General features: G+C 48.5%; 26 protein-coding genes. 11 read left to right on the top strand and 15 right to left on the bottom strand.

From position 1 onward, the window contains the following. Positions 1 to 9: 9 nt before the first annotated feature. Positions 10 to 714, bottom strand: coding sequence for a Crp/Fnr family transcriptional regulator (locus N836_RS61575; RefSeq protein ID WP_023074794.1), 705 nt, complete (start codon positions 712 to 714; stop codon positions 10 to 12). A 650-nt stretch (positions 715 to 1,364) separates the two neighbouring features. On the opposite strand from N836_RS61575, the gene N836_RS61570 reads away from it, so the two are divergent. Together N836_RS61570 and N836_RS61565 are read left to right on the top strand one after the other, a co-directional pair. Next, a complete protein-coding gene (locus N836_RS61570) occupies positions 1,365 to 1,949 on the top strand; it encodes a hypothetical protein (RefSeq protein WP_152532229.1) in 585 nt (194 codons plus the stop codon). A 743-nt stretch (positions 1,950 to 2,692) separates the two neighbouring features. Next, the gene (locus N836_RS61565) at positions 2,693 to 3,601 is read left to right on the top strand and encodes a cation diffusion facilitator family transporter (protein ID WP_023074791.1); all 909 of its coding nucleotides are present in this window, start codon (positions 2,693 to 2,695) and stop codon (positions 3,599 to 3,601) included. A gap of 13 nt (positions 3,602 to 3,614) precedes the next feature. Here the strand turns inward: N836_RS61565 and N836_RS61560 are convergent, their stop codons facing one another. Both N836_RS61560 and N836_RS61555 read right to left on the bottom strand, forming a co-directional pair. Beyond that, positions 3,615 to 3,923 carry a hypothetical protein gene (locus N836_RS61560; protein WP_023074790.1) on the bottom strand — a complete coding sequence of 103 codons (309 nt, stop codon included), beginning with the start codon at positions 3,921 to 3,923 and terminating at the stop codon, positions 3,615 to 3,617. A gap of 101 nt (positions 3,924 to 4,024) precedes the next feature. Next, the gene (locus N836_RS61555) at positions 4,025 to 4,702 is read right to left on the bottom strand and encodes an HAD family hydrolase (protein ID WP_023074789.1); all 678 of its coding nucleotides are present in this window, start codon (positions 4,700 to 4,702) and stop codon (positions 4,025 to 4,027) included. A 385-nt stretch (positions 4,703 to 5,087) separates the two neighbouring features. On the opposite strand from N836_RS61555, the gene N836_RS61550 reads away from it, so the two are divergent. Then, on the top strand, positions 5,088 to 5,675 hold the full coding sequence (locus N836_RS61550; RefSeq protein ID WP_023074788.1) for a cob(I)yrinic acid a,c-diamide adenosyltransferase: 588 nt from the start codon (positions 5,088 to 5,090) through the stop codon (positions 5,673 to 5,675). Between the two features lie 69 nt (positions 5,676 to 5,744). Next, positions 5,745 to 6,338, top strand: a complete 594-nt coding sequence (gene dcd / locus N836_RS61545) for a dCTP deaminase (protein ID WP_023074787.1) — start codon at positions 5,745 to 5,747, stop codon at positions 6,336 to 6,338. A gap of 35 nt (positions 6,339 to 6,373) precedes the next feature. Here dcd and N836_RS61540 read toward each other — a convergent pair whose 3' ends face one another. From N836_RS61540 to pilM, 6 genes are all read right to left on the bottom strand, one after another. Then, entirely contained in the window at positions 6,374 to 7,684 is a 1,311-nt protein-coding gene (locus N836_RS61540; RefSeq protein ID WP_023074786.1) for an FAD-dependent oxidoreductase, read from the bottom strand. A gap of 309 nt (positions 7,685 to 7,993) precedes the next feature. Continuing rightward, positions 7,994 to 8,311, bottom strand: a complete 318-nt coding sequence (locus tag N836_RS61535) for an HU family DNA-binding protein (protein ID WP_161635011.1) — start codon at positions 8,309 to 8,311, stop codon at positions 7,994 to 7,996. 275 nt (positions 8,312 to 8,586) lie between these two features. Beyond that, positions 8,587 to 10,632, bottom strand: coding sequence for an AMIN domain-containing protein (locus N836_RS61530; protein WP_023074784.1), 2,046 nt, complete (start codon positions 10,630 to 10,632; stop codon positions 8,587 to 8,589). 105 nt (positions 10,633 to 10,737) lie between these two features. Continuing rightward, positions 10,738 to 11,553, bottom strand: a complete 816-nt coding sequence (locus N836_RS61525) for a type II secretion system protein M (protein WP_023074783.1) — start codon at positions 11,551 to 11,553, stop codon at positions 10,738 to 10,740. Next, a complete protein-coding gene (locus N836_RS61520) occupies positions 11,553 to 12,332 on the bottom strand; it encodes a PilN domain-containing protein (protein ID WP_023074782.1) in 780 nt (259 codons plus the stop codon). The genes N836_RS61525 and N836_RS61520 overlap by 1 nt, the downstream gene beginning before the upstream one ends. Positions 12,333 to 12,335: 3 nt before the next feature. Then, on the bottom strand, positions 12,336 to 13,439 hold the full coding sequence (gene pilM / locus N836_RS61515) for a type IV pilus assembly protein PilM (protein WP_031293555.1): 1,104 nt from the start codon (positions 13,437 to 13,439) through the stop codon (positions 12,336 to 12,338). A 545-nt stretch (positions 13,440 to 13,984) separates the two neighbouring features. Here pilM and purT point away from each other — a divergent pair. Both purT and N836_RS61505 read left to right on the top strand, forming a co-directional pair. Then, positions 13,985 to 15,226, top strand: a complete 1,242-nt coding sequence (gene purT, locus N836_RS61510; RefSeq protein WP_023074780.1) for a formate-dependent phosphoribosylglycinamide formyltransferase — start codon at positions 13,985 to 13,987, stop codon at positions 15,224 to 15,226. Between the two features lie 94 nt (positions 15,227 to 15,320). After that, positions 15,321 to 16,601, top strand: coding sequence for an ABC transporter substrate-binding protein (locus N836_RS61505; RefSeq protein WP_031293554.1), 1,281 nt, complete (start codon positions 15,321 to 15,323; stop codon positions 16,599 to 16,601). A 47-nt stretch (positions 16,602 to 16,648) separates the two neighbouring features. Here N836_RS61505 and N836_RS61500 read toward each other — a convergent pair whose 3' ends face one another. The 3 genes from N836_RS61500 to N836_RS61490 all read right to left on the bottom strand — a co-directional run bounded on the left by N836_RS61500 (position 16,649) and on the right by N836_RS61490 (position 18,973). After that, complete coding sequence (locus N836_RS61500) at positions 16,649 to 17,905, bottom strand: bifunctional folylpolyglutamate synthase/dihydrofolate synthase (protein WP_023074778.1); 1,257 nt, start codon at positions 17,903 to 17,905, stop codon at positions 16,649 to 16,651. After that, entirely contained in the window at positions 17,905 to 18,243 is a 339-nt protein-coding gene (locus N836_RS61495; protein ID WP_023074777.1) for a P-II family nitrogen regulator, read from the bottom strand. Before N836_RS61495 ends, N836_RS61500 begins: the two co-directional genes overlap by 1 nt. Positions 18,244 to 18,412: 169 nt before the next feature. Beyond that, entirely contained in the window at positions 18,413 to 18,973 is a 561-nt protein-coding gene (locus tag N836_RS61490) for a hypothetical protein (RefSeq protein WP_152532228.1), read from the bottom strand. A 343-nt stretch (positions 18,974 to 19,316) separates the two neighbouring features. On the opposite strand from N836_RS61490, the gene queF reads away from it, so the two are divergent. Beyond that, positions 19,317 to 19,748: a preQ(1) synthase gene (gene queF / locus N836_RS61485; RefSeq protein WP_023074775.1), complete on the top strand. Its 432-nt coding sequence runs from the start codon at positions 19,317 to 19,319 to the stop codon at positions 19,746 to 19,748. A gap of 125 nt (positions 19,749 to 19,873) precedes the next feature. Here queF and N836_RS61480 read toward each other — a convergent pair whose 3' ends face one another. After that, on the bottom strand, positions 19,874 to 20,452 hold the full coding sequence (locus N836_RS61480) for a DUF924 family protein (protein ID WP_023074774.1): 579 nt from the start codon (positions 20,450 to 20,452) through the stop codon (positions 19,874 to 19,876). Between the two features lie 35 nt (positions 20,453 to 20,487). On the opposite strand from N836_RS61480, the gene N836_RS61475 reads away from it, so the two are divergent. The 3 genes from N836_RS61475 to N836_RS61460 all read left to right on the top strand — a co-directional run bounded on the left by N836_RS61475 (position 20,488) and on the right by N836_RS61460 (position 22,928). Further along, on the top strand, positions 20,488 to 20,772 hold the full coding sequence (locus tag N836_RS61475) for a hypothetical protein (RefSeq protein WP_023074773.1): 285 nt from the start codon (positions 20,488 to 20,490) through the stop codon (positions 20,770 to 20,772). A gap of 420 nt (positions 20,773 to 21,192) precedes the next feature. After that, complete coding sequence (gmd, locus tag N836_RS61465; RefSeq protein ID WP_023074771.1) at positions 21,193 to 22,257, top strand: GDP-mannose 4,6-dehydratase; 1,065 nt, start codon at positions 21,193 to 21,195, stop codon at positions 22,255 to 22,257. Between the two features lie 212 nt (positions 22,258 to 22,469). Continuing rightward, positions 22,470 to 22,928 (top strand): DUF2996 domain-containing protein, encoded by a 459-nt coding sequence (locus N836_RS61460; RefSeq protein WP_023074770.1) that lies wholly within the window; start codon positions 22,470 to 22,472, stop codon positions 22,926 to 22,928. Between the two features lie 72 nt (positions 22,929 to 23,000). Here N836_RS61460 and purH read toward each other — a convergent pair whose 3' ends face one another. Then, positions 23,001 to 24,545, bottom strand: coding sequence for a bifunctional phosphoribosylaminoimidazolecarboxamide formyltransferase/IMP cyclohydrolase (gene purH / locus N836_RS61455; RefSeq protein ID WP_023074769.1), 1,545 nt, complete (start codon positions 24,543 to 24,545; stop codon positions 23,001 to 23,003). A gap of 100 nt (positions 24,546 to 24,645) precedes the next feature. Here purH and N836_RS61450 point away from each other — a divergent pair, with 100 nt between their 5' ends. Then, on the top strand, positions 24,646 to 25,212 hold the full coding sequence (locus N836_RS61450; RefSeq protein WP_023074768.1) for a Uma2 family endonuclease: 567 nt from the start codon (positions 24,646 to 24,648) through the stop codon (positions 25,210 to 25,212). A gap of 92 nt (positions 25,213 to 25,304) precedes the next feature. Here N836_RS61450 and N836_RS61445 read toward each other — a convergent pair whose 3' ends face one another. Further along, positions 25,305 to 25,862: a Uma2 family endonuclease gene (locus tag N836_RS61445; protein WP_031293551.1), complete on the bottom strand. Its 558-nt coding sequence runs from the start codon at positions 25,860 to 25,862 to the stop codon at positions 25,305 to 25,307. Positions 25,863 to 25,994 lie beyond the last annotated feature (132 nt).

Genomic DNA, 25,994 nt, shown 5'->3' with positions numbered 1-25,994 from the left:
CAACTCTCCCTAGCCCTGCTGCTTTAAGCTAGCACCAAAGGGAATACTGATGAGATTCTCACCATGGCTCTGAATCAATCCCCGCTGCCGTAGTTTACCCATGAGTCGGGTTACGGTTACCCGAGTTGACCCAATGGCGCTACCAATTTGAGCATGGGTTAAGGGAAAAGGAAGATAGTAGCCATTTTCACAAGGCTCACCATATTCATCCACCAGCAAAGTTAGAAAACCCAATAGCCGATCAATGGTACGGCGCTGCCCCAAGGTACTTAACCAAAGCAACTTACGCTGATGCTGACGGCGGAACGCATCGAGTACCTCACGCCGGAAGTGAGGCCACGTATCCAAATCATTCCAATAAAGCCAGACAATGGTTGTCTGATCTACATGGGAAAAGCTTTGTAAGGTAAAGGGCGGCTGCGCTACGATTTCAAATGGTTGCCCTGCACCAACAAACCCTAGAAAGGCTTCTTCAGCAGCGACTAACGGCACCCTTGCAGACGCACTCTTCTGCTGCTTTAGGGTGGCGCTGACCTGGGCGCTCCCCACCAAACGCACAGCACCTTGTTGAACTAAATAAAGCAATCCCGGACGAGTCGGAATTCGTTCATCTTTGCTAAAGGTGCGGCATCGATAGTGCTCTTGGGCCCAATCCAGAATACGTTGCCATACATGAAATGGCCGAGCGTCATCTGATGGGATAGATGAGGACATGGGGAAGGTGCTGGAAGTTGTCGATAATTCAGATAGTGTCATTTACCTAGTGTCAAGCCATAGAGTTCGTAGACAAAACAAACATTCTGGAAAGCCTTCGATTTAAGAAAACTCCAGTTAGCGATACGCCCTGAAAACAATTACTTATGCAAATTAAAAAGAAGTAAGTTAAAGCCCTATGCCGCTTACCAAGGAGCCGTCGTACTTGTCAACCGTAAAACCACGATCAGTATACGAAACAAATACGCCAAGTACATTAATACAAACGAGCAATTTGGTTGGCACCCTAAAATTGGCTTCTTTATATTTACTTCAGCTTTTATTGAAGTAGAGCATTGAAATTCAATCTTAAATATTCGCTAAAGCTAAAAAATGACAGAACAGCTCTCAGTTTATTCCTTTAGCTAGTCAATACAAATATGACATGGTTTTCGTTAAAACGGACATTGCAGTCTAATCTAGCTTCCTCGATTGAAGTTCTTAATCCCACTAATCAAGATATACCTAGGTCAAACCTTCATACTCCCCTTAGATATTCAGCAGTTTTATTAAGCATCGGTAAAACCACACAGATTTGTCATCAGAATATTCCCTTAAAAAAAATTAACTGTAACAAAACAGTTACATATATTTCTGCAATTCCACGGAAGTTGGAAAAAATTTGGCAGCAACCGGCCGATGATATTGCCGCAATACTGCTGTCACGATTACAGGAACAAACACCACAGCCCATATGGTCAAGCATTCGCCAGACCGAGCACAATTGGTTGGAGTTTATGATTTCTGAAGCAGGGATTTGGCAATGGCAGCAACAGTTGTGTCAGTGGCCAGTCTCTTGCACCCCACAGGTGCCCCCGTACCCAATTGCCTCAGAGCAACTCTGGCAGCTCCAGTCCGGGTATGAGCTATGTTGCCGCTGGCAGCGATGCCATCCAATAGATGTGGCATCAACGATATCGCCCCAGGCCTATCAAGCCAACTTTCTGATGCCATTCCAACCAATCCATCACCTGATCCATTGCTTGCTGGACATTTGCGATAGCTGGCACCAGAGCAAGCGGCCCCAGCTACTACAGCAAACGCAGCAGCTGGTGATGGCATTAGAAAAGTGTATTGGTTTAGTTAGACTGTCACCGGAAGCACAGGCCGTCAATTATTGGTTGGAACCGATTCAAATTGTGCTGTTACAGACGCTCAATCAGAAGCTTGGATACTCGCTAACTGAGCAGTTTTAAGCTCTGTAAACATGAAAATCTGGCAGGGGGGATGACAAATTCGGCAATATGTCCTAAATTTATGGATGTGTGTGAGGAGCGAACCAGTGAGGGTACCGAGACGAAACACGGCCAGTCGTCGGTACCCTTTCTGCTTTTAAAAGTTTTTGCGCTGACACTGGTATGCTATGAGTAGCAGCCTTGGCTTTAGGATTAGCGATGTCACAAGTGTCCGTTTCAGAAACACTTGCGGCTGATATAGGTGATCAAACAGGGCAATTGAACAGGACAGACCTGCTGAACCTGATAATTGTGTTTATTGAGAACTGCTTTGGACCGATTGGGCAAAAGATAGGCGGGGTTTTGACCTAATCTGACCTGGCTGATGGTTGGGACATTAGGCTTTTCTTTCAGCTCTAATGATTATTTTCTCTATCTGCTGATTAAATCCGTATATTACTCGTGGGTGTGATCGGTTTTGATGACACTCTGCTCCCCATGCTATGGTCCCTTAGCAGGGGATAAAGCATTGCTAAGAGGCTGTATGACAAATCAAATGTACTGGCTGGTCTCCTAAATCCTCTAAAGCTAGGGATTCCTTCAAATTTGAGGGACAAGGAGTGTCATTCAGGGCTGAATGTCACTTTTACAAACATCCTCTCAACCACATTCAAATTGAAACCCAGGGTTTATTGCAGTAAACGGCGCTCCTTCTGGATGTGGGCATGGTTCCAATATGCTCAACAGGTTGGTGGTGGGTATCCATGGTCATAGATGCTGAGCAACAACGGCAAACGTGCTATCGCCTATTGCTGATGATGCTTTGGGCGAATCTAGTGATTTTGACAATCGAGGTCATCGCTGGTTGGGTTAGCCACTCTGTCTGCTTGTTGGCAGAATCACTTCACACCTTAATTGATGTCTTTAGTACAGCCCTAAGTTTGATTGCGATCGCATCGCCCCATCGGCCCCTAGGACGAGAAATCTGGGGCCATGGTCGCGGGGAAGCGGGTGGAGCCCTGATTTTAGCCGCCGTCCTAGGGTTCTTTGGCGTCAGCCTTTTGCTTGTCGCTTTAGGCCAATTTCACATGGCGATGCAAACCACTACTGCGTTTCCGGTAGAGGTGACCGTAGCACTGATGCAGCTGATGGCAGCCATGGTTGCCATTGCTCTCACCCTAGCTTTGCTGGTGTCGTATCAAGGTCGCTATTTAAGTAGCCTGGCCCTTAAACTCACAACTCAGCATGTATTGGGAGATGGCTGGCTTAGCATCACCATGCTGTTGGGTCTAGTCGGTATTTGGCGTGGCTATACCTGGCTTGATCCGCTAATTGCGATCGCGTTACTAATCTTCAGTCTCCACAGCTTTTGGCACGTGTTAGATACTCAGCTGCCCACACTGCTACGCCCCACCGCTATTGCCCCCGAAGCTATTGCCCAAATAGTCACCAGCGTAGAAGGCGTTACCCGCTGCAATCGGATTCGATCACGAGGTATGGTCGGTCGCCAGGTCTGGATCGAGCTTTACCTGGCAGTGCACCCAGAATTTTTAGATATGGCCCATACCATCGGTGAGCGGGTAGAAAATTCTTTACGCCAGTACTATGGCCCCGTAGATACCCAGATTTGGGTGGAGCAAACCTATACACCGCCCGCTAGGAATTATTACTGAGCGGTGTGCCAGCCTACTCCACTTCAATCTTGGTGGCCTGGGTCAGTTCGACTAAGTTACTGGCAAACTCTTCAATCGCCTGCTGATTACTCGTGGCAAACATGCGGGCCATCATGGCAATAGCTGCCAGACGTTTGAGTCGCTGCTGAAGGGTTTGCAGGCTAGGGCCATCAGTATTCGCCAGGTCGGTACTGAGATCATCAAGTTCGAGCAGCACATCTTCACGCTGTTCTTTGGGAAATGCCTGGGCCAGTTGGCGCAAACTGGCCAGACGGTCCTGGACTGTTTGGGACTCGGATGGATGGTCAGAGGCGTTGCTCATAATGGAAATCTAAAACTAATCCATATTTAGCATCTAAGGGTCAGTTGCCTCCTTGCAACCGTGACTCTCCCAAACGGTTATCAAACCCTAGCCCGACTCAATTATGATCGAGAGGAGGTGCCAACTACCCCTGAATTCACCACATAGGACAGTAATCGACTGTCAGTAAAGTCTGCCACGGTAAACTGTGCCCCTAGCTGACGTAGCGTAGCATCGCTGTGGGTAGAGGTTACCCCAATGGTGGCAATACCTGCCGCTGTGGCCGCCCGGACTCCAGTGGGAGAATCTTCAAACACAATGGCGTCATCTGGGGCCAGCCCTAAGTGGTCTAAAGCGGTTCGATAAGGGAGCGGGTCGGGTTTACCCTTAGGTAAATCGTCAGCAATGATAATTGGCTGAAAAATACCATTCAAAGCCAGGGTTTTAAGCATAAATTCGGCATTGGAGCGAGGGGCGTTTGTTACCAATGCCATGGCATACCCTTGCTGCTGGATGCAGTGCAAAAAGTCGGTCAGCCCCGGCATACGCTGTAGCTGGTTGACGGCCATTTCTCGAAATTTAGTTTCTTTATCGGCGCTAAAGGCTTCTCCTTCTGCTACTGACAGCTGTGGTAGCAAATCCTGCACGATATCTGGGTTGAGACGACCGCTGATACAACGATCATAAAACTGTTGATCAACGGTCATACCGTAAGGAGCTAACAAGTCCTGCCAAACTTGAAAGTGAATCGGATCAGTATTGGCTAAGGTGCCATCCAGGTCAAATAAAACTGCTTTCATCGGGTGGGCTTGTTTTTAAAAATCATGTCGACTTCTTGACCATAGCCTGGTTTGGCAGCTCAGGACTGTGTCATGGCTATCCTCAGACGTATGCTACGATAGCGGCCTATTCGTCAGGTATAGATGATGAAAAAACGGATCAAAGCAGACCGGGTTAGCGTGGTAGTTGCGATCGCAACACTAACCCTGGTTGCAGTCGTCACCCTAGCCTCCCCCGCTTTTTCCCTCAATTAATTGGTGGGCCAGAATAATTTCTGTGGATGTTAATGCCCCCCAACCACACTTTGTTTACGCAAAAATCATCATGTTAAGCAGCTGCCTAAACATGCCGGGTATGCGCTATATTTAGGGCGCTACTGAGAACGTGCTACTAGATATAGCGTTTATGGTTCAACAGCTGAGGGTAGATCAAAATGCCCGCCGTCCATCCCGCCTAGCGTCCACAACCGATGCTACCCCTAGCATTGCTAGCAATAGACGCCATCCATTTTTACAAGCTCTTGAAGGCTCGCTGCGCGTATTCACATCGGTTCACCGCAGCTTTTTCACCAATGTCATGGTGCAAGCATTACACTCTGCCGATCAAGGGATGACGGTACTAGTGGCTCAGTTTCTCAAGGGGGGCATCGATCAAGGGCCAGAACACATGACCCACATGGGACAAAACTTAGACTGGGTGCGCTGTGGCTATTCTGGCTGTATTTTTGAAACCACCTCCGATGCTCAGCCAGCCGTGAGTGAGCTGTGGACCTTTGTTAAATCAGTCGTCCAGGCCGATCAATATGGTCTAGTTATGTTGGACGAACTTAGCCTGGCCATTGATTACGGCCTTGTTCCAGAAGCTGAGGTGATAGACCTACTCAAACAGCGTCCCGCTCAAATGGATATCATTTTGACAGGTCCCAAAATGCCCTATTCAATTCTGTCGATGGCTGATCAGGTCACTGAATTTCGTCGTGAGTTCTTGCCCTAGACAATAGGTAATCAACCCTGGAAGCATCCGCATAGATGCTGCAATGTGGAGAATCGTGAGTCGCAAACAATGATCAAAAATGATGCTTGGATCAACACCATGGCCAATGAGGGGATGATTAGCCCCTTCGAGCCTACACTAGTGCGGCGAATGGACCTGAATGGGACAAACATCCCTGTGATTAGTTATGGTCTATCCTCCTTTGGCTACGATATTCGGCTCTCGCCCAAAGAATTTCGCATATTTCGCCACATCCCAGGTACAGTAATCGATCCCAAGCATTTTAATCCCGAGAACCTGGAACTCACCCGGCTACAAAATGATGCCCACGGTAGCTACTTCATTTTGCCAGCCCATTCCTACGGTTTGGGTGTGGCCCTGGAGCGCCTTGCTATCCCCGACAATATCACTACCATCTGTATCGGCAAGAGCACTTATGCTCGCTGTGGCATTATTGCCAACTTGACCCCGGCCGAGGCTGGCTGGCGTGGGTATTTAACGCTGGAATTTTCTAATTCCTCCAGTGCAGACTGCCGGATTTACGCCAATGAAGGGGTGGTGCAGCTTTTATTTTTAGAAGGCGATCCTTGCCAGATTAGCTACGAAACTCGTCAGGGTAAATATCAGGATCAATCAGAAATGGTTACCTTAGCCAGGGTCTAATACATCACCCTGTAGAGGCGTTCCATGGAACGCCTCTACAGGGAACGTCGCAAGTTAAACCAGTTTTCGGCCCAGTCCCGTCGCCATTGACCAGGACGCCAGCGACTGTTTTGCCATTGTGCGATCGCTTGATAGACAGCCGCCTGCAAAGAACCTGACCGAAAACTACCCGTCATCCACTGGCTTAACAGCTGCATCCGAGGCCTTTTCCCCAGAGCGGCCACCAGACCAGGGGCTCCTTCTCCCATCAGATGCACACCAATAATCCACTGACCCAGGGTAATCAGTTTGCAAAAATTAGTCTGAGCAACATGGTCAGCAACCTCTGGTAAACAAAAGCCCTGAAATATCTGCACATCCTGACCATAGCGCTGTTTAGCCTGGTATTCCGTCAACCCCCAGTGCCCAACTGGAGATAGCAGATGAATCCCATAAAACGCTCGCTCATAATGCATCATGTGTCGTCGACCAAATAAAACATTGTCTAAAGCAATCCGCATTTCTTGCTGGGTCAGCTCAGGGCGATTTTCCCCACCCAGACTGCCGCCGCTGACATAAAGCTGGGGGCAACGTGTTCGCAGATATGGATCGACAGCAATGGGAACCTTTGGAGTAATGCCCACATTTTCCAAAGCTAATGTTTTGCAAGCATAGGGCCGAGGCACAACGACCCACTGATCAACATTGAGGGTGGCTCGAATCCCATGGATTTTAGAGTGATCTTGAGAAAAGATTATCTTGATTCCTAAACTTTCAAGCTGTGCCGCCACCAGCCGCTGAATATCCTGATCTGCTGCTGGCAACAACGTTTGAGTCAATAATACAAGTGTGACTGTCGCGCTCCGACTGAGGGCGTAGGCCCATTCCACAGCTGTCGCACCATACCCAACTACAGCAACATGCTCCGGCATTTGCTCAAGCTGTGCTAGCTGGTGACACAACAGACCATCGGCAACGGGAGAATCTGCAATACCATAGCCATCGGTCAGCAGATACCGACTCGCCTTCAAGGAACGAGTCTCTAAGTTTAGGCAAAGCTCCTGGGTAAAGCTGGCTGGTTCAAGAATGACATCAATGCCCTGAGAGGTTAGATTCGCCGGAGAAAGTACGGTGCGATCGCATTGATAGTTAACCCAATCAGCTAACAAAAACCCACCCACCCTTGAGGTCACATCGAAGCGACAAAGAGCCTGCCAAGCATAGTGCGTAGTATCAACAATCTGCCAGTTTGGCGCAATCAAGGCAACTCGAGCCCCTCTCTGTGCCGCGACAGAAGCAGCAACCCGGCTGCTCATATCACCTCCTAAAATGGCTAAGTCATAATCAGTCTCAGCTCGCCAGCACATATTCATCTCAATCGAGCCACATTAGACTTAGGAATGAGGATTCAATTAGGTCCTATCTTTTGCCCTACAGGCGTTCCATGGAACGCCTCTGCAGACAACATTTTTGGATCTGATAAAATCCTGATCCCTTAGACACTTCGTTACATAGCTTTATAGCCTAAACAACATTTAACCCGGCACATATCTTAAACAGAAATGCCGCTACCTCTAGCCATACCATGAGAAAACTTGTGAAAAACCTCGGACAAGTTCACTTCTGATACGAAAAAGCCGCAGCGACACTTCTCGTTTTAATTACGCTCAACCAGATTACTTTTTGGCAACCATTTCTTTAAACAATTTACCAGCTGAAAAAGCAGGCACAGTCGTAGCCGGGATAACCATGGTATCTCCAGTTTTAGGATTTCTACCCTCTCGCTCCTTACGATGCCGGGGCTCAAAAGAACCAAACCCCACCAACGTCACTTTCTCGCCACTGGCAACAGCTTCCATAATGGACTCAATTGCTGCAGAGATGACTGCATCAGCCTGTTTTTTAGTAACAGAGGCCTTTTCAGACACCTTGTCCACAAGTTCACCTTTATTCATCTTCGTCTCCTCGCAGATTAAAACCAATGAATGAACCATGCCCATGTTTGGACAAACAAGTCAAAAAACATAAGGAAAATCTCAGCAGATCGCTGAAACCCCTGAGGCCTCATGTTTTCTCTGCCCTATTCTAAGGGGTCCTTTACCAATATGGATCTATAAAACATTGAATTTATATGGATTTCAGCGATTTTTAGGAAAATTCATAGGATCTATTCTTCAAAAATATACATAAAAGCTCAAAAAAACCCCTGAAAGCCTTTCAACAGAGAGCCTTTCAGAGGTTTTTAAATTGTTACAGAGACTAACAGGAGCTATTCTTCTTCTCCCAATAGCTCTCGCACATCTTCCCCAGGCGTATAGCTATAGCCATAGACGCTTTCATCAGAGTCATCCAAAATCTGAGGCGTGAGCAGAACAATCAGCTCGCGTCTCTCATCCGAATTGCTTGTAGAGCGAAAAAGCGCGCCAATGATGGGTAAATCCCCTAGAATTGGCACCTTATCAACGGTAACACGATCAGTCTCTTGGATAATACCTGACAAGACTAAGGTTTGGCCATCACGGACTCGAATTAGACCAGATGAAAGCGCTCGGGTGGCAATTGGTGTCACCAGACCACCATCATCATCAAGGTTAAAATCGGCTAACGGTGATGAGATGGTAGGAGCCACGGACATATTTACAAAGCCATTATCATCGATACGGTCAACATTAATCGCTAAGTTCAGACCCACATCTTCAAAGTTAACAGTTCGAGTTTCTCGCGGTGGATCAGTATTTGTGAAATTGACGGTAATACTGCTCACCACCTGCTCAACCAAGGTAATTAGAGCATCTTGTCCTTCCTGAACAATTAGCGTTGGATCGGTGATAATTTTGGCCTGATTATTCTCAATTGAAGCCTCAAGGTCCAGAATAAATTGCTCAGCAAAGTTTGTCAGGCTAGCAATACCAAAATCTAATTCACCACCACGGGCATCAGCGCTTAACTCACCATCAAAGAAGCCAAACCCGGCACTAAACTCTTCCGATGCATTGAGATCTACATCAATCACTCGTACATTGATAGCCACTTGACGACGGCGTAAATCTAACTGCACAAGCTGGGCTGTCGCAATTTCTACCTGCCGGGGTGTGCCCACCAACGTTACTGAGCTGGTGCGCTCATCGCCAATCACTTCTAAACCACGCAGTAACGGCAGAGAATCCTCATAATCAGCTCGGAGGACCTCAACATTTGTTTCTAGCTCGGTTCTTTCAACTTCTTCTACTTCACCTACATCAGTCGTTGCCACCACTTCAGTGATTTCCTGCTGATCGGTAAACGCACTCTCAGCCCCCATAAATACCAAAAAGTTGATAGCGGTGGCCACATCAACCTGATTCAGACGAACACTGCGTATGTTTACGTTCCGGGCCGCCTGCGGTAACCGGGGTCCCACAAAAATGGTTCTACCTACCCGATTGGCTTCCAATCCAGAAATCTGCAAAACGTAGTTGAATACGTTTTGCACAGGCTCATCTTCAATATCTAGCGTCACCCTGGTATTAGCAGCGGCAGAATCTTCACCATCTGCACCCGCCTCAGTGAAGGCAAGGTTTAACCCAGCGGCACGGGCAAGTAATGAAAGTGCTTCACGGGCTGTCGCTTCCCTCAAAACTAAACGAGGTACCCGTTCAGCTGTACCTAGATCAATTACGTCCAGGCCAGAGTTAATCTCAGAGACAGCCATGTCACCTACCGGAGGTGGCACAGCCTGTGGCAAGAACGGCGGTGCCGGATTGAGGGTGGGAGATACAACCGGTTCACCGTCAATAATTACTTCAGGATTAGGTACCAAGACATCCGGCGTATCTGTCTCTGCCTGAGCAATATAAGCTGGCAACAGCGACTCATCGGTCACCGTTTCAATCGTCTCTGGAATCTCACTAGGCTCAGAAATGGCATTCGGACGAGTATCAAGACTCACTAGTACGCCCTGTCCTGCTACCTTCTCCAAATTAACCACCGGGGCCTTATCAGTACCCTTAATGGTCAAACGGACCGTATTACTGTCAAGGGTTTCGAGCTGAATCGAATTAATGGTGGGAGTCGGGTTCTGTTTGGTGTAACTCTTACTACGGGGTAGAGCTAACTGGGCATTGGTAATGTCCGCCTGCAGAACATTATCTCGATTGACAGCAAAGATCTGAGGAGTCTCGCCGTCTTTGGTGGCAAGCAACAGCTCCATACCGGTTTTAGTGGTGCTGAGCTCGACGTCCTGAATGGCTGTGGCGGCAGCCTCAGCAGACTGAGCTGTGAGGACGCTCAGCGCTCCGCCAGCAATTAAACTTCCAAGTTTGAAAAAGCGTTTCACAGTTCACTCCTTAATCTTAATTAGCGTACGTCTATACCTGGGGGATAAAATCTCGTGATTTTTGGATGGGGTCTACATACCTTATGTCATGGAAAGCGGAGATCTTTAACCGTCCTCAGCGTCTTCATCTTCAGGAGCCGATGGTTGGACAATTTCTGGTGGTGCATTGGGATCACCAGTGGGAATCAGGGCATCCACCTGAAAGCTGGAATTTATTCGCTCCTTAGGCTGCGGTACCACTTGTCCCTGAGCATTGAGAACAGTCTCATTCACCGTGTCTGCTGCTGACAGCGAAAACTCTCTCAGCAACAGCAAAGGCTCTAAACGCTCGATGTTGGACAAAATTGACTGAGTCTGAGCAAAGTCTCCAGAAAATTCAACACTGTAGGTTTGACGTTTGAGTTTTCCATCCACTTCGGTACCCAAACTGCCGTCTTCAATTACAGTCTCTTCACTAGGGACAAAACTCCTCAGCTGGGCTTCAACTAAAATAGGAGGAATACCACGGGCTATGATTTGATTACGGCTAGCTGCGATTGAGGCATTGCTATTTTTTATTCGCTGATTGATATCCAGCAGCAAGGTATCCATAGATGACTCGTCCGCAAATAAGGAATAAACATTACGACGCTGGACTAAAGCAGCATCCCTAGCCTCTTCTAAATCAGCAATTTCCTCTAGCCGCTGTTCTTGAGTCGCAAGCTGCTGTTCTTTTTCAGCGATACTTTCTCTAAGTTCCTGATTACTTTGACGCACAGGTTGTACAAAGCGCTGGAACAGAAATATGGCCAATCCAATACCTGCTAGAGCCGCCAGAATTCCTAATACTCTAGGAGTTAGCTCAAGCCCAAAAACAACAGGATTTGTCGGCTCATCATATAGATCATCTTCAGCTGGTATGAAATCTCCGCTTAATGTCATTATTCAAGCACTCCTGTCTCTAAAAGGGCTCTTAACCTGGAGGAAAGACCTACAGATGCTTGCTGATTTTCAAGTTCAGCGAGCAGTCGATCAAACTGTTCAGTAGATACACTTTTGATGTTGCCACCGATGGTGTATTGCACAAGCTGTGTGGGTTCATCGCGCTGAGCCTCACCTGGACAACGTCCTAATACCTCTTGACCAAGACTAGAGGTATCAAGTTTGACTGTCTCACTCTCCAAAAAGGGTGAATTTTTTAGAGTAAGAACAAAATCATTCACATCATCAAAAGAACAGGCTGTCCCGCTGATGGTAATACCGCCTGCTTCGGGCTGTACTGGTTCACCACCGGGTTCAGCAGGGACAGCTTCACCCTCGGTTTGGGCGACCTGTGACAGCCGTGTGCGGGTGGGAATTCGATTTTGGATGTCTTTAACAATCGCAGACCAGGGCCGAATTTTAGTAAACACACCGGCTAAAGCTGCGCTTTCTGCACGCGCAGCTTCTGTTTCTGCCCTAATCTGGTCAACCTGGTCAAGTTTTGCCTGTAGCTCAACGAGCTGAGCATCTAGTTCAGCCTGTTCGCTTTGTAGGGTAGATTCTTGATACTTAAGTAACCCAAAGAAGCCACCCACACCAGCCAGAGCAGCTACTAGCACCCCTAAACCAATAGCAATGGGTGTGCGATCGGTCGTTGGCTGGCGTACAACAGCTGTCTGCGTTGCCAGAGCAGGACGTTCCTCGCGATCATTTAAGAAATTGATGTCAATACTGTACATGCCCTAAACCTCCCGCAAACCCAAGCCAAGAACTGTTGCCAACCCAGGGCGCTGAGCTTCAGCAATCTCATCACCCACCTCTAGCGATAATGCTTCGATTGGATCAATGGGACTAGCTGGTAAGCTCAATCGTTGGGCAAAAAACTCATCTAATTGACCAATAGCACTACCGGGTCCCGCCAGCAGCAGCTGTGCAACTTCCATGTCCTCTCCTTGATTTAGATAAAAATCAATAGAGCGACGTAACTCATCGGAAAGTTCTCCCAAGACCCTGAGCATAGCCGCTGTGCCCGGATTGGTACCGCCTGCCATTTGAGGAGCCCCCATACTATCCATGGGTGTCGCAGGTACGGTCATACCCTGCAGCAATTCTGTATTGCGAGTTGGGGGTAAGTTCATCGCACGACTGAGGGCGCTTTGAATCTGGAAGGTGCCGATTGGCACTGTCCGTGAGAAATGAGGAATTCCGTCAACAACAATAGAGATTTCTGTACTCTCAAACTGAATATCAACAATGGCAGCTGCCTCTTGAGGGGTAAACTGTCGCAGCTGTTCACGAATTGTACGAATCAGTGCAAAGCTACTGGTTTCAACCACGTCAAGGTTAAGCCCGGCCTGTTGGAATGTTGCCATATAGGCATCGGTAACTTCCTTCTTAACGGCTACTAGCAACACCTGCACTTTCTCGATGCCATCTTCATCCACAAAGAAACCTAACTTTTGATAATCGACATCTGCCTCTTCCCGTGGGAAGGGTAGATATAGGCTGGCCTCTTGATTGAGAACCATCTCACGCAGCTCATTGTCGTCTAACTCAGCTGGCACCGGGATAACCCGCGTAATTGCCCGACCAGGCACAGCAGTTGTGGCTCGCTTTACCCTCAGTTTGCTTTCCGTTAAAGCAGACCGAATAGCTTCAGCCATAGCGGCCGTATCGATAATTTGACCTTCTTCAAAAATGCCTTCTGCGATCTCAGCAGAAGCAAGGGTTTCTAACTTTAACTTCTGCCCCTGTTTCCGCAGACGAGCAATATTGACCCGTTCAGGCGTGAGCTCAACACCCACGCCTGGGGATTTTCTTGAAAATAGTGACTTTAAACTATTCACAGCATTATCCGGTCCCAAAGTTATCCGGTTATGGAAAGCAACTTGAATCTAGGCAGAGCCTAAAGTATCGGTTCAGTAGAGTAGCGGTCTAGTAGAGACTAGAGCCTTGGCCTGTTTTTTGCTAACGCATCGTACACAATTTGCGCATGAATGGCTAGCTGTCGACAAAATATACGGAGGTTGGTGTCAATACTGCCCTAAAAAGCCAACAAAACATACTTTGATTTTGACCTGAGATTTTTTCTCACCTGGATGGAGAGAGAAAGAAGTAACCGTAACAAAAACGCCTCCGTAACCTCAGTAATTGGATGGGTCAGCTTAAGTTGTGTCTAAGCCCTAATCGACATATTTCATTGCAGATTATTAATCAGCCTGAATGTCGAGTTGAACTTGAGCTTGTAACAGCAGCCTTGCTGTGCCACCTTCGCTTAGAACATATAGAAATGTTCTGGGAAAGAAGGTGATTTTTTACGAGCGATATTACACGCAATTGGCTAAATTGATCACACGATTTCTAAAAAAAGTTGGTTTTTTCTTAAACGACTATGGCAAACGTGGCAAATCAAGCTGAAAGTGTCGCTTGGGGCACTCCTCTTTCAGGTCAGGGACAACGACTGCTGCTATTGGGGTCTGGAGAACTGGGTCGCGAGGTTGCTCTGGAGGCAATGCGTTTAGGCATTGAAGTAATTGCAGTAGATGCCTATGCCAATGCGCCAGCGATGCAAGTGGCCCATCGTTCTCATGTGCTGAGCATGCTGGATGGTCGGGCTCTTAAGCAGGTCATAGAGCAGGAACGTCCCAGCTTGATTGTGCCGGAAGTGGAAGCACTGGCAACAGAAACCCTGCTTGAATTAGAGGCAGACGGGTGGACGGTGATACCCACAGCCCTGGCAACGCGACTGACAATGGATCGTGAGGGTATTCGTCGTTTAGCGGCTGAAAAGCTGGGATTACCCACGTCGCCCTATCGGTTTGCAGCTAATGAGATGGAATATCGGGATGCGATCGCAACCATCGGCCTGCCCTGTGTTGTCAAACCCGTGATGAGTTCTTCAGGCAAAGGGCAAAGTCTGGTCAAAACCGACGCTGACATCGACAGCGCCTGGACCTATGCCTTTGAAGCCGGACGTGGCAAAGACCAGCGGGTCATTATTGAAGGCTTTGTCAAGTTTGACACTGAGATTACGCTACTAACGGTCAGATCCCACCCCCAGGTACCTGATGCTCAACCCACCACGCATTTTTGCCCTCCCATCGGTCATCGTCAGCAGGACGGTGACTACCGTGAATCGTGGCAACCCTGTGCCCTCAACCCCAAAACCCTGACCAAGTGCCAAGAAATTGCCAAAGCCATCACCGATGCCCTGGGTGGTGTCGGATTGTTTGGAGTGGAACTGTTTATAGCCGGAGATCCCAACCAAGCACAGATCGTTTACTTTAGCGAGGTTAGCCCCCGTCCCCACGACACAGGCATGGTCACCATGGTCAGCCAAAACATGTCGGAGTTTGAACTACATGTACGCGCCATTACTGGGTTACCCATTGGTGACATTGAACAGATTCGCCCCGGTGCCTCAGCTGTAATTTTGGCCAATGACACTAGCAATAGTCCCGTATTTACCGGCGTGGCGGCGGCTCTGACGGTACCGACCAGCAAGCTACGGCTGTTTGGCAAGCCCCGTGCCCATAAAAACCGACGTATGGGGGTGGCTTTGGCCCTGGGCGATACGGTTGAGGAGGCTCGGCAGCGGGCGCGGGATTGTGCAGAACGGGTACAGGTGCATTAAAACAAAATCCCCCCCATACAGGACCGTCATGCTCTAAAGTGGCTGAACACATCCACACACATTCATAAAAAACCTTGATAAACACAAAACCATCATGAAACTGTTCCAACGTCGGCGATTCCTAACCCGCATGGCATCCTGGGCAACGGCTGGGATATTGATTGCGATCGCAGGCTGCGGCGGTGGCGCAGAAGAGTCTGGCAAACAGGAAGTAGAATTTTGGACCATGCAGCTGCAGCCCAAATTCACCGACTACTTCAATCAGCTGATTGCCGATTTTGAAGCCGCCAATCCGGAAGTAGATGTGGTCTGGGTGGATGTGCCCTGGTCAGATATGCAGAGCAAAATCTTGACCGCAGTTTCAGCTGGGACAGCCCCCGATGTGGTCAATCTCAACCCTGACTTTGCCTCTCAGCTAGCTAGTCGCAATGCCTGGTTATCGTTAAACGAACAGCTCAGCCCAGAGGAGCAAGCCGTCTATCTACCCAAGATTTGGCAGGCAACAACGCTGAATGGCACCAGTTTTGGATTTCCCTGGTACCTGACCACACGGGTGACTCTGTTCAATGCCGAACTCCTGGAACAGGCCGGCATCAGTGAGCCCCCTCACACCTATACTGAACTGGCCGATGCTGCCAGACAAATCAAAGAGAGAACAGGTAAATATGCATTCTTCGTCAGCTTTGTACCTGAAGATGCCGCCGATGTTTTACAGTCATTTATCCAGATGGGGGTGTCACTAGTTGATGATGACGGCAATGCAGCCTTTAACACCCCAGAGGGTAAAGCTGTTTTTCAATATTGGACTGACCTCTATCAGCAAGATTTATTACCCCGCGAGGTACTCACCCAGGGACACCGCCGGGCTATTGAACTCTATCAGGCAGGAGAAACGGTCTTTTTAGCCTCAGGAGCCGAAGCCCTTGCTAATATCGCCAATAATGCACCGGATATTGCAGCAGCCACTCAAACAGCCCCCCAAATCACGGGAGAGACAGGTAAGAAAAACGTAGCGGCCATGAACTTGGTAGTCCCTCGTTCTACGGATGTACCTGAGGCGGCGGTGCAGTTTGCCATGTATGTCACCAACAATGACAACCAAATCTCCTTTGCCCAAGCTGCTAATGTACTACCGTCCACAGCTGCAGCTATCGATAGTACCTTAACCGAAGCCCCTGCCGATGCCACTCCCATCGAAGTGGCTCGAGCCGTCAGCGCCAGTCAGCTGGCAGATGCCGAGGTACTGATTCCGGCTCTAGAGGACGTGAAACAGTTACAAAAGGTGATTTACGATAACCTGCAAGCAGCCATGCTAAGCGACAAAACTGTGGATGAAGCCGTGGCCGACGCCGCAGATGAATGGAATAACCGCTAATTCCCCGTAGGATAGGCACCGCCCACTTTCTATCATCGCCCACATGTTCAGTTGAACCGAGTCAGAAAATCCCCAATTAAATACAAAGAACCACACAGCACCTTGGTCTTACCGTCTGCTTCCTCAAATGCAGTCAACCCCACCCCAAAGGTGTCGTGAGTGTAACATCCTGCTAACTCGGGACATACCTCCTGCGCTAGTTGAGCTAAATCTGTTGGCTCTGCCGTTTGATGTCCTGGCACAGGCACTATATGTAGTGTGTCACCTGGGTGCAATAGAGCCTCAAAGATATCCTGGTGATCCTTAGTCGCCAACATGCCCATCAGCCAGGTAACAGGCTGAGGGAGAGAATCAACATAACGACGCAGCATTTGAGCGGCAGCAGGATTATGGGCACCGTCAATCAGTAGTTGTTGTCCTTGCCAGGTCAGCCATTGCAAACGTCCTGGCCAGCCGGTTGCAGCCATACCCTTTTGGATAGCCACCGTGGAAATTTGCCAGCCTTGTTTTTGAAGTAGTTGAAGAATTGCGATCGCAATTCCACTATTTACCCGCTGATGTTCCCCCAAAAGGCCCGACTCATAGTCAATGACTTCGTCTAGACCACTACGCCACTGACCTGATGCTGTAATTTGAGCTGGCGTCACCTCATATAGTGGACAGCCTAGCTCCAATGCCCGCTGGCGGACTACCCCATCAGCCTCCATCGGTAACGGTCCCATCACCACAGGACGACCGGATTTAAGAATACCGGCCTTCTCCCTAGCAATATGCGTTAGCGTCGGCCCCAGACGCTGCCAATGCTCACGGCTGAGCGAAACAACAGCTGTCACCAGCGGGTCAGAACACACATTGGTCGCATCCAAACGCCCCCCTAAGCCCACCTCAATCACAGCTATATCTACAGCTTCAGCTGCAAAATACGACCAGGCCGCCGCCGTAAATACCTCAAATTGAGTAGGCGTTTCTGAATTTGGGTCAATCGCCGCCGCAACCGTTCTCAAATGATGCCAAAGAGCCTCATCTGTAATCGGCTGTTGATTAATACAAATACGTTCGTTCCAGGTCAACAAATGGGGAGATGTGTAGCGCCCTACCCGATAACCAGCCGCAGTTAAAACCGATGCCACATAGGCACAGACCGAGCCTTTACCATTCGTACCGGCAACATGAACAATAGGAACCCGGTCTTGAGGGTTACCTAAACACCCTAATAGTGTCTCAATCCGCGACAGCCCAAGGTTGACACCGAATCGGCCATAGCCTGCCAGGAAATGGTCAATTGATAGCTTGTCAGACGACACTAAACAGCTTCCGAGTTTTTCTCACCTGTGCGAATACGCACAACTTCATGAACTGGCGTCACAAAAATTTTGCCATCGCCAATTTCACCCGTGCGCGCAGCCGCAATCACCTGTTCAACGATAGCGTCCACCTGCTCATCGTCCACCACAATTTCAACCTTAAGCTTTTGCAAAAACTCAACGGTATATTCTGAACCCCGATAGCGCTCAGTTTGACCCTTCTGACGCCCAAATCCGCGGACTTCAGACACAGTCATTCCAACAACACCTGCATTAACAAGGGCAATTTTGACTTCGTCAAGCTTAAATGGGCGAATGATGGCTTCTATTTTTTTCATACGAATTTATAAACTCCATACACTGGACCAATAACAAAATTGGGCCAACATACGATATCAACGTTTAACGGGTTACACAGACAACCCACCGTAACAATTGATACGGTGTTAGCAATCGGCTGCGTAGTTAATTCTAGAGTAGAAACTGTTCTAAGCGACGATATTTGGTCTAGCGATCATTAATTAGCGGACGCATAATCAAAAAACCTGCACCAAACGCTGTGAGAATGATGATGGCAATGGAAACAATCAGCCAGAGGGTACTCAAACTACCACTTGCTGACGACTCTAAGTTGTAGCGACGATTTTCCCCAGAATGCTCTGTAAAGACTTTAGAGAGACTCGCCTTAGGGCGTTTAGAAACTACTTTACGACTCGGCTCTGAAACTGGCTTTACCGACTGTCTGATTGGCTGTTCAGCCTGGGGCTGGATATGGAGTTCTGCAGGCGGTGGAGATAAAGTCATTTCAACCTCTGCAGGATGAGCTACACCAGCATGATGTCCTAACTGCAGTGCCACCTGCACCATTTGGTGAATATTTTGTCGCAACAGATGGTTTTGGTTCGTCAGATGATTGTTTTGCGCACTCAATGAATCCACCATTGCCTTTGTAGCCTGCAGCTCAGCTGCCAGCTCACGATACACCGACACAGGTACCGAGGGGGAATAGCCGACGGCGTCTGATCTCATCGGATGTCTGCCTGAGTCAGAATTGTGAGAAGGATTCATAAGCAGTTCCAAAAATCTCCAATAGAAACACAAATCAGCTGCCCTATGATGGTCGCAAAAGGGAGCTTTGTCAGCAGCTAGTCTGGAAATAGGCAGGAAACTGGCCGCTCGGGACGTTCAAATTAGAGCAACGTCAACGCCATTCGTCAAGTATTTGCTCTAAGTTGTTGCCAACTGCTAGCCAAAGGCGATTGATGAGTCTAGTGTTCCACTGCTGGGATAGGTCGTGGAACAGCCAATGGCATCTTGAAAAACAGCTGACTATAGCTAGCATAATTGTCCGTCTAGTTTTAACCTGGTCCCTCAAAAATCATCAACTTTTTTTAGAACTTTCACCACCACTATGCCCGATACCACCCTGCCAACTAACTTGCCAAACAATGGTAGTCCTGCTGACACTGTTAAATACGGTGAGCGCGCGATTGAGGAAAATCAGCTGATCACATTTCCCAATCCTCGTCCTGGTCGCCGATATGACGTCAACATAACCCTGCCGGAGTTTACTTGCAAATGCCCATTCTCTGGCTACCCAGACTTTGCCACGATTTATATCACCTACACTCCCAACCAGAAGGTAGTAGAGCTGAAGGCCATTAAGCTTTACATCAATGGCTATCGCGATCGCTACATTTCCCACGAAGAATCCATCAATCAGATCATGGATGACTTTATCGCCGCTGCCGACCCCTTGAAATTCAAGATCAAGGGCGATTTTCAACCCCGTGGGAACGTACACACCACGGTTGAAATTGAATATGAAAAGGCAGCCGATTAAGGGTCTCTAGACTGTTAAGGATATCGATTGTCTTTGTTGGACGTACTGCGGTGCGTCCAACAAAGGATATTAAACGTTTGCCTACGTTTTGAAGGGCGCACATCGGCGCGCCCCTATCTGTTCATCTAAAATCTGGAACCCGGCTGCTGTAGAAACTCCAGCTCTGTCTCCGTGCTCTGGCGATTCAGCGTTTGATTACGATGGGGGAATCGGCCAAATCGTTCGATCACATCTCGATGACGTCGGGCATAGGCTAAACCATGCTCTAGATCCGGTGCGTCTTTTATCAGGTCTTCGAAGTATGCAACACAGCGATGTTGGTGGGTCAAATTCTCACTATGCTCAAACGGTAGGTATAGAAAAAATCGCTCCACCGACAGCATTTGGACATCATAACCCTGCTCAATTGCCATTTCTGCCGTAGCCAGAGCCAGGGGGTCAGCAGCAAAACTCTGGGGGGTTCCTCGAAACATATTGCGGGCAAACTGATCCAACACAATAATCCGAGCCAGGCTTGATGAGGCCGTTTTTAACCAGATTTCAGGTGGTGACGCTACCATAGCCCCATAAAGATCTAAAAACCGGGTTTTAATCTGCTCATCAAAGTCAGGATCTTTACGAAACCATTGCTTGCGATACTCCCCAGGGGGTGAACCAAACCAAAAATCCAACACGGCCTGAGTATCGCGATCGACTGAGTCCATAGGTATTTCGCTAGTTAAACGCGGGGGAAATCGACATGTCATCCATCTTTTCAGTCATCTTTGCTGTGGTGCTGGTGGTGGCAGTCTTTTGCTGGCTGACGGGTTATCGCTTGCCAATTCGATTTGCAGCACCGTCTTCACCAACCGGCCCGTCAGGAGTCCCACGAGCCACGCGACAGCGGCTGATGCGGTTAGTTAATGGTAACCAGGCCGTCGCGGCGCGATTAGTGCAACGGGTACGATCGCAAAATCCCGATCGCTCCGAGCAATGGTGTTGGGAAAAGGCGATTTACGATATCGAACGCGATCGCAGAGCCTAAACTTCTCCATCAGCTTACAAACACCTCATAACCTCTTGATTTAAGAACCAAGAATTTAAAGCTAGCGTAATGATCATGATAAGAGCGCTATATATCTAGTCGCAAACTGTGAAGCAACTATCGGTGGTATCCCCCCTCTGCCAGACTCAACCAATATGGGCAGTCTAAACAAGCAAAGGGAATGTAGGCATATGGATTACCTGGATTACCTATTAATCGTGACTAAACTTGCTAACTGTCATACTGCATCAGCCAAAGGCGCTTTTTATAAGCTTTCATGGTTCGAGGGTCTGTTCAAACTAACAGCTTCTCCGGAGCTTAGAACAGTGTTATCGAATATGAAGGTGTTCCTCGACTACCATATGCCTGGTTATTAGGGCTATCTACTAGCAATTTTTATAAGTTAAGGAAACTGACAATATGACGCAGACTAAGCGTGCGCTAATTACGGGAATTACAGGCCAAGACGGGTCTTATCTTGCAGAACTTCTATTAGAAAAAGGGTACGAGGTCCACGGCATTATTCGTCGTACCTCCACATTCAATACTGATCGCATCGATCATATGTACGTCGATCCTCACAGCGAGGATGCTCGTCTGTTTCTCCACTATGGTGACCTCAACGACGGCACCATGTTGCGGCGCATCTTAGAACAGGTTCAGCCCGACGAAGTTTATAACCTCGGAGCCCAATCCCACGTGCGAGTCAGTTTTGACTCTCCAGAATACACCGTTGATACGGTCGCTATGGGAGCCCTGCGGCTAATGGAAGCAATTCGCGACTACCAGCAGCGCACCGACGCAGAGGTCCGCTTCTATCAAGCTGGTTCCTCCGAAATGTTTGGGAAAGTCCAGGAAATTCCCCAGAAGGAAACCACTCCTTTTTATCCCCGTAGCCCCTACGCCTGCGCTAAAGTCTATGCTCACTGGCAGACTGTTAACTATCGTGAGTCGTACAACATGTTTGCCTGCAATGGCATCCTGTTTAACCACGAGTCCCCCCGTCGTGGTGAAACCTTTGTAACCCGCAAAATTACCCGCGCCGTTGCCCGCATTGTCGCCGGTCGTCAAAAATCTCTCTATCTTGGCAACTTAGACTCCAAGCGTGACTGGGGCTATGCCAAGGACTATGTCAGGGCAATGTGGCTGATGCTACAGCAGGATGAGCCTGGCGACTACGTCGTTGCAACGGGTGAAACCCACACCATCAAAGAGTTTCTAAATATTGCCTTTACCTATGTCAACCTTGATTGGCAGGACTACGTTAAGTTTGACCCTCGCTATCTGCGCCCTGCTGAGGTCGATATTCTGATCGGCGATCCCACCCATACCCAAGAAAAGCTGGGTTGGAAGCCATCCATTGACTTCCCAGGCTTAGTTAAATTGATGGTAGACGCGGACTTAGAAGCCATTGGTCTAGATCCTGTGACCAAGCAGTCAGATGCTGCCACTGTGCGTCAAGCGATCGCAGGTGTGATGTCCTAACGTTTCACGGTTTAGCCAGATCCCACCTAAACGCCTCCTTGAGGATCTATTTCTAGGGAGGCGTTACTCATTGTCCTCAATTGTCCTAGCCACCGCTTAAACCGCTGTACAGAAAAACTACAGTTCTGGATGTGAGCAAGGTTTACTAATATGGGAGAGACCCTGTTTGGGATATGCTCCATGTCCTAAACGCAAACCAATAGACAAAAAGCATGGCAGACGAGTCGACTCCTAAGGCCCCTGCGGCAAAGTCCGCTGAGAAAGCGCCCGCAAAAGCTAAAAAGGCGAAACCGCCCAAGTTAGAAGACAAACCGTTTGCGGAATTTATTCAGCAGCATTTTTTACCTGCTGTTAAAACAGCCCTCGAAAAAGAAGAAGGAGTAGATGGTTTAGACCTTTCCTTTGAAACCCAGCCTGTACAGGTTGTTGGTGTCGATAGCGAAAGTTATCCTCAGGTGATCGGTCGCTGGGCTGACAACTCGCGTCAGTTCAACATTGCTTTTTTGGAAGAAAACATCAAAGGACCTAAGGTTTTCTCTTGCACGACCGATGGAGCAGCCCCTAGCACTATTGAGCAATTTATGGGCGATGAGCGTCGTATTACCCTGGACCTGATGGTCTTGTACCTAATGCAACGTCTTAACGGTCAGAAGTGGCTTAAGGGCAATTAGAGAATTGCTAGGGAAACTAGCCAGTAGCTGGGGTTGAATCTACTCACCCAGCTACCCCTGACTAGTGCAAGATTAGTGCAAGAAATGTCGCGTTCCTGTGAACGCCATAATCAATCCCAGTTCATTGGCCGCTTTGATTGAGTCTTCGTCACGAATACTGCCGCCGGGTTGCACGATTGCTTTAATTCCAGCAGCAGCAGCAGTGCGCACTGAGTCATCAAACGGAAAAAATCCATCGCTAGCCAGCGTAGCGCCTTCTGCTTTTTCTGCCGCTTGTTCAAGGGCAATTTTTGCCGCACCCACACGATTCATTTGTCCAGCACCAATACCTACAGTGGTGCTTTCATTGGTAACTACGATCGCGTTGGATTTGACATGCTTTGCTACACGCCAGGAAAATAGCATTTCGATGAGTTCAGCTTCGCTGGGCTGACGCTCGGTGACAATTTTCCACTGGGTCACGTCCTCCTGAAAGTCGTCAGACGTTTGAGTCAGGAAACCACCTGCGATCGCGCGAATCGTTTGACTCGGACCGTTGACCAAATCTGGTAAAACTAACACCCGCAGGTTTTTCTTTTTCACTAAGATTTCCCGCGCAGCTGGCACACAGCCGGGAGCAACCACACACTCCAAAAATGTCTGCGTCAGCGACTCGGCAGTTTCTACATCAATTTCCTGATTGAGAGCAACGATGCCACCAAAGGCAGATACATTATCAGCCTCAAACGCCCGTCTGTAAGTAGACGCCATAGACTGCCCAATCGCTACCCCACAGGGATTTGTATGCTTAAGTACAGCAGCAGCAGGGCCATTTTCGCTCGGAAATTCAGCAATAATGCGACGGGCAGCCTCCAGATCAACCAGATTGTTATAACTCAGGTCTTTACCTTGAAGCTTTTCAGCCGCCGCCCAGCCGCTAGGCTGATTACCAGTTTGATACCACACAGCAGGCTGATGAGGATTTTCGCCATAACGGAGCGGTTGCTTCTGGGTACCGCTGAGCGCATAGCGCTCGCTAGTGGAACTGCCTGCTTGTTCAGTCAGGTACGTAGCAATAGCCTGGTCATAGGTAGCAGTATGCCAAAAAACTTGGCGAGCACACTGAGCACGAAACCCTAAGGACGGTTGACCGTTATTAGTCCGTAGTTCATTGAGATAACCATCATATTGAGCCGGGTCACATAGCACAGTCAGATAGGCATGATTTTTAGCCGCCGAACGCAGCATGGTGGGGCCACCAATATCAATATTTTCAATCGCATCGGTCAACGTGGTCCCAGACTTAGCAATCGTCTGCTCAAAGGGGTATAGATTGACAACGACTAGATCGATGGGCCGAATGTCGTTGTCGGCCAGGTCTTTTTGATCGTCAGGATTGTCAGTACGAGCCAGAAGACCACCATGGATGCGGGGCTGCAAGGTTTTGACACGACCGCCGAGGATTTCAGGAAAGCCTGTGTAGTCAGATACTTTGGTAACAGGGATACCTGCTTCGGTCAGAGTGCGGGCCGTGCCGCCGCTACTAATAATGTCAAAGTCAAATTCTGTGGTGAGCACCTTGGCCAGGTCAACAATGCCTGTTTTATCAGATGCACTAAGCAGCGCTAAGCGTGTCATGGGATTCTACATTCTTGGGGTGTTTAACCTTACTAGGGTAAAACGTGAAGGCAAATAGATAACAGCCTTAAAATAGATCTGTCGCACTGTGATTTTCTCCATGGTTGCCAGTCAAACTCGCCGCTTTACCGTTGATGAATATACTCGTATGAGCGAACTTGGCATTCTTGCTGCAACCGAGCATACCGAGTTGGTGAATGGAGAAATTATCACAATGATCGCCAAGGGGTTTGCCCATGCTTCTGCCACTACCCGAATAAAAACCTTATTTGAGTTGGCATTGCAAAACCAGGCCATTATCCGAGTTCAGGACCCTATCCGGTTAAATAATCACTCTGAACCTGAGCCTGATATCGTCATTGCTGTCCGTGACCCACTCGTCTACAGCACCCACCATCCCAGTCCCGACGAGGTGTTGTTGGTCATTGAAGTAGCAGACTCTAGCCTGAAATATGACCGAGAAACTAAGGCCCCTCTGTATTCTGCTGCAGGTATTGAAGAATACTGGATACTCGACGTCATCGAACGGCAGCTCTATACATTTCGCCAGCCAAAGGATGGGCGATATCAAACCCAAACTATTCTGGCTGAAACCTTGACGGTGTCACCCTTGGCGTTTGATGGGTTGATTGTTCAGATTGTCGATATGCTGCCACCGTTGGCATAGTGAGACGTTTTTCCCAAACCTATGCTCTCCTCGTAGGGATAATATCCTGCACCTACCTTGCAATACCAACAAGCGTCATCCAGGATCTCCCATTAATTCAACATCAACCAGCCAAATACAGTCATGGCAGTTAGTGATAAGTCCACCCCCTCCAACACAGGTAAACTCGCCTTACCTGTCAAAATCCGGATTCGTTGATCTCTATCGACTATCAACACACTGTCTTCCCCTGGATCTAGCAGCCAACCCAGTTCACTTCCATGCTCAATACAGTGCAATAAATTACTGAGTACCTGAGTTTGACTCTGGTCGGGCGACAAGACTTCAATAGACCAGTCTGGCGGAATTAAAAATCGATTTGCAATTCGCCCGGTCTCAGTCAGGGGAATGCGGTCCCAACGAAATACTGAAATATCTGGAATAATTGAACGCCCACCAAATGTACACCGCAACGCTGGAAACGCGGCTGCCAGCTTAGCTGGTTTTGCCGCCTGGTTAATCGTTTCGCAAAGCGTACTTTGCAGCAAACTGTGCTCACCCTGGGGCATTGGCTTTTGTACAATACGGCCCTGAAGGAATTCGGATGCGGACTTGGTTTCTGGCAGTTCCAGAAATGCCTCAAGCGTCAGTGGCTGAGTTGCAACAGTCATGCTACTAGCATCCATAAGCTAATACATGCCTGAACTGTAGCAAATGGAACGATGATTAGTAGCTATTGGTACTTCTTTCTCCACCAAAATCCTTAATTTCATAGAGACCAGCGTATATCATCACACATAAAC

Source organism: Leptolyngbya sp. Heron Island J, assembly GCF_000482245.1.
GTDB lineage: Bacteria > Cyanobacteriota > Cyanobacteriia > Phormidesmidales > Phormidesmidaceae > Leptothoe.
Note: the sequence above shows the minus strand (reverse complement) of the source record. Positions and strands in the feature narration are given on the sequence as shown.

Bases quoted from the DNA above. Each gene is read 5' to 3' on its own strand.
- dcd (WP_023074787.1), top strand. From the start codon at position 5,745: ATGATCAAAAATGATGCTTGGATCAACACCATGGCCAATGAGGGGATG.
- N836_RS61540 (WP_023074786.1), bottom strand. From the start codon at position 7,684: ATGTGCTGGCGAGCTGAGACTGATTATGACTTAGCCATTTTAGGAGGT.
- N836_RS61520 (WP_023074782.1), bottom strand. From the start codon at position 12,332: ATGTACAGTATTGACATCAATTTCTTAAATGATCGCGAGGAACGTCCT.
- N836_RS61480 (WP_023074774.1), bottom strand. From the start codon at position 20,452: ATGGACTCAGTCGATCGCGATACTCAGGCCGTGTTGGATTTTTGGTTT.
- N836_RS61495 (WP_023074777.1), bottom strand. From the start codon at position 18,243: ATGAAAAAAATAGAAGCCATCATTCGCCCATTTAAGCTTGACGAAGTC.
- N836_RS61475 (WP_023074773.1), top strand. From the start codon at position 20,488: ATGTCATCCATCTTTTCAGTCATCTTTGCTGTGGTGCTGGTGGTGGCA.
- N836_RS61525 (WP_023074783.1), bottom strand. From the start codon at position 11,553: ATGACATTAAGCGGAGATTTCATACCAGCTGAAGATGATCTATATGAT.
- gmd (WP_023074771.1), top strand. From the start codon at position 21,193: ATGACGCAGACTAAGCGTGCGCTAATTACGGGAATTACAGGCCAAGAC.
- N836_RS61450 (WP_023074768.1), top strand. From the start codon at position 24,646: ATGGTTGCCAGTCAAACTCGCCGCTTTACCGTTGATGAATATACTCGT.
- purH (WP_023074769.1), bottom strand. From the start codon at position 24,545: ATGACACGCTTAGCGCTGCTTAGTGCATCTGATAAAACAGGCATTGTT.
- N836_RS61565 (WP_023074791.1), top strand. From the start codon at position 2,693: ATGGTCATAGATGCTGAGCAACAACGGCAAACGTGCTATCGCCTATTG.
- N836_RS61490 (WP_152532228.1), bottom strand. From the start codon at position 18,973: ATGAATCCTTCTCACAATTCTGACTCAGGCAGACATCCGATGAGATCA.
- N836_RS61445 (WP_031293551.1), bottom strand. From the start codon at position 25,862: ATGACTGTTGCAACTCAGCCACTGACGCTTGAGGCATTTCTGGAACTG.
- queF (WP_023074775.1), top strand. From the start codon at position 19,317: ATGCCCGATACCACCCTGCCAACTAACTTGCCAAACAATGGTAGTCCT.
- N836_RS61560 (WP_023074790.1), bottom strand. From the start codon at position 3,923: ATGAGCAACGCCTCTGACCATCCATCCGAGTCCCAAACAGTCCAGGAC.
- N836_RS61550 (WP_023074788.1), top strand. From the start codon at position 5,088: ATGGTTCAACAGCTGAGGGTAGATCAAAATGCCCGCCGTCCATCCCGC.
- N836_RS61555 (WP_023074789.1), bottom strand. From the start codon at position 4,702: ATGAAAGCAGTTTTATTTGACCTGGATGGCACCTTAGCCAATACTGAT.
- N836_RS61505 (WP_031293554.1), top strand. From the start codon at position 15,321: ATGAAACTGTTCCAACGTCGGCGATTCCTAACCCGCATGGCATCCTGG.
- N836_RS61535 (WP_161635011.1), bottom strand. From the start codon at position 8,311: ATGGTTCATTCATTGGTTTTAATCTGCGAGGAGACGAAGATGAATAAA.
- purT (WP_023074780.1), top strand. From the start codon at position 13,985: ATGGCAAACGTGGCAAATCAAGCTGAAAGTGTCGCTTGGGGCACTCCT.
- N836_RS61575 (WP_023074794.1), bottom strand. From the start codon at position 714: ATGTCCTCATCTATCCCATCAGATGACGCTCGGCCATTTCATGTATGG.
- N836_RS61460 (WP_023074770.1), top strand. From the start codon at position 22,470: ATGGCAGACGAGTCGACTCCTAAGGCCCCTGCGGCAAAGTCCGCTGAG.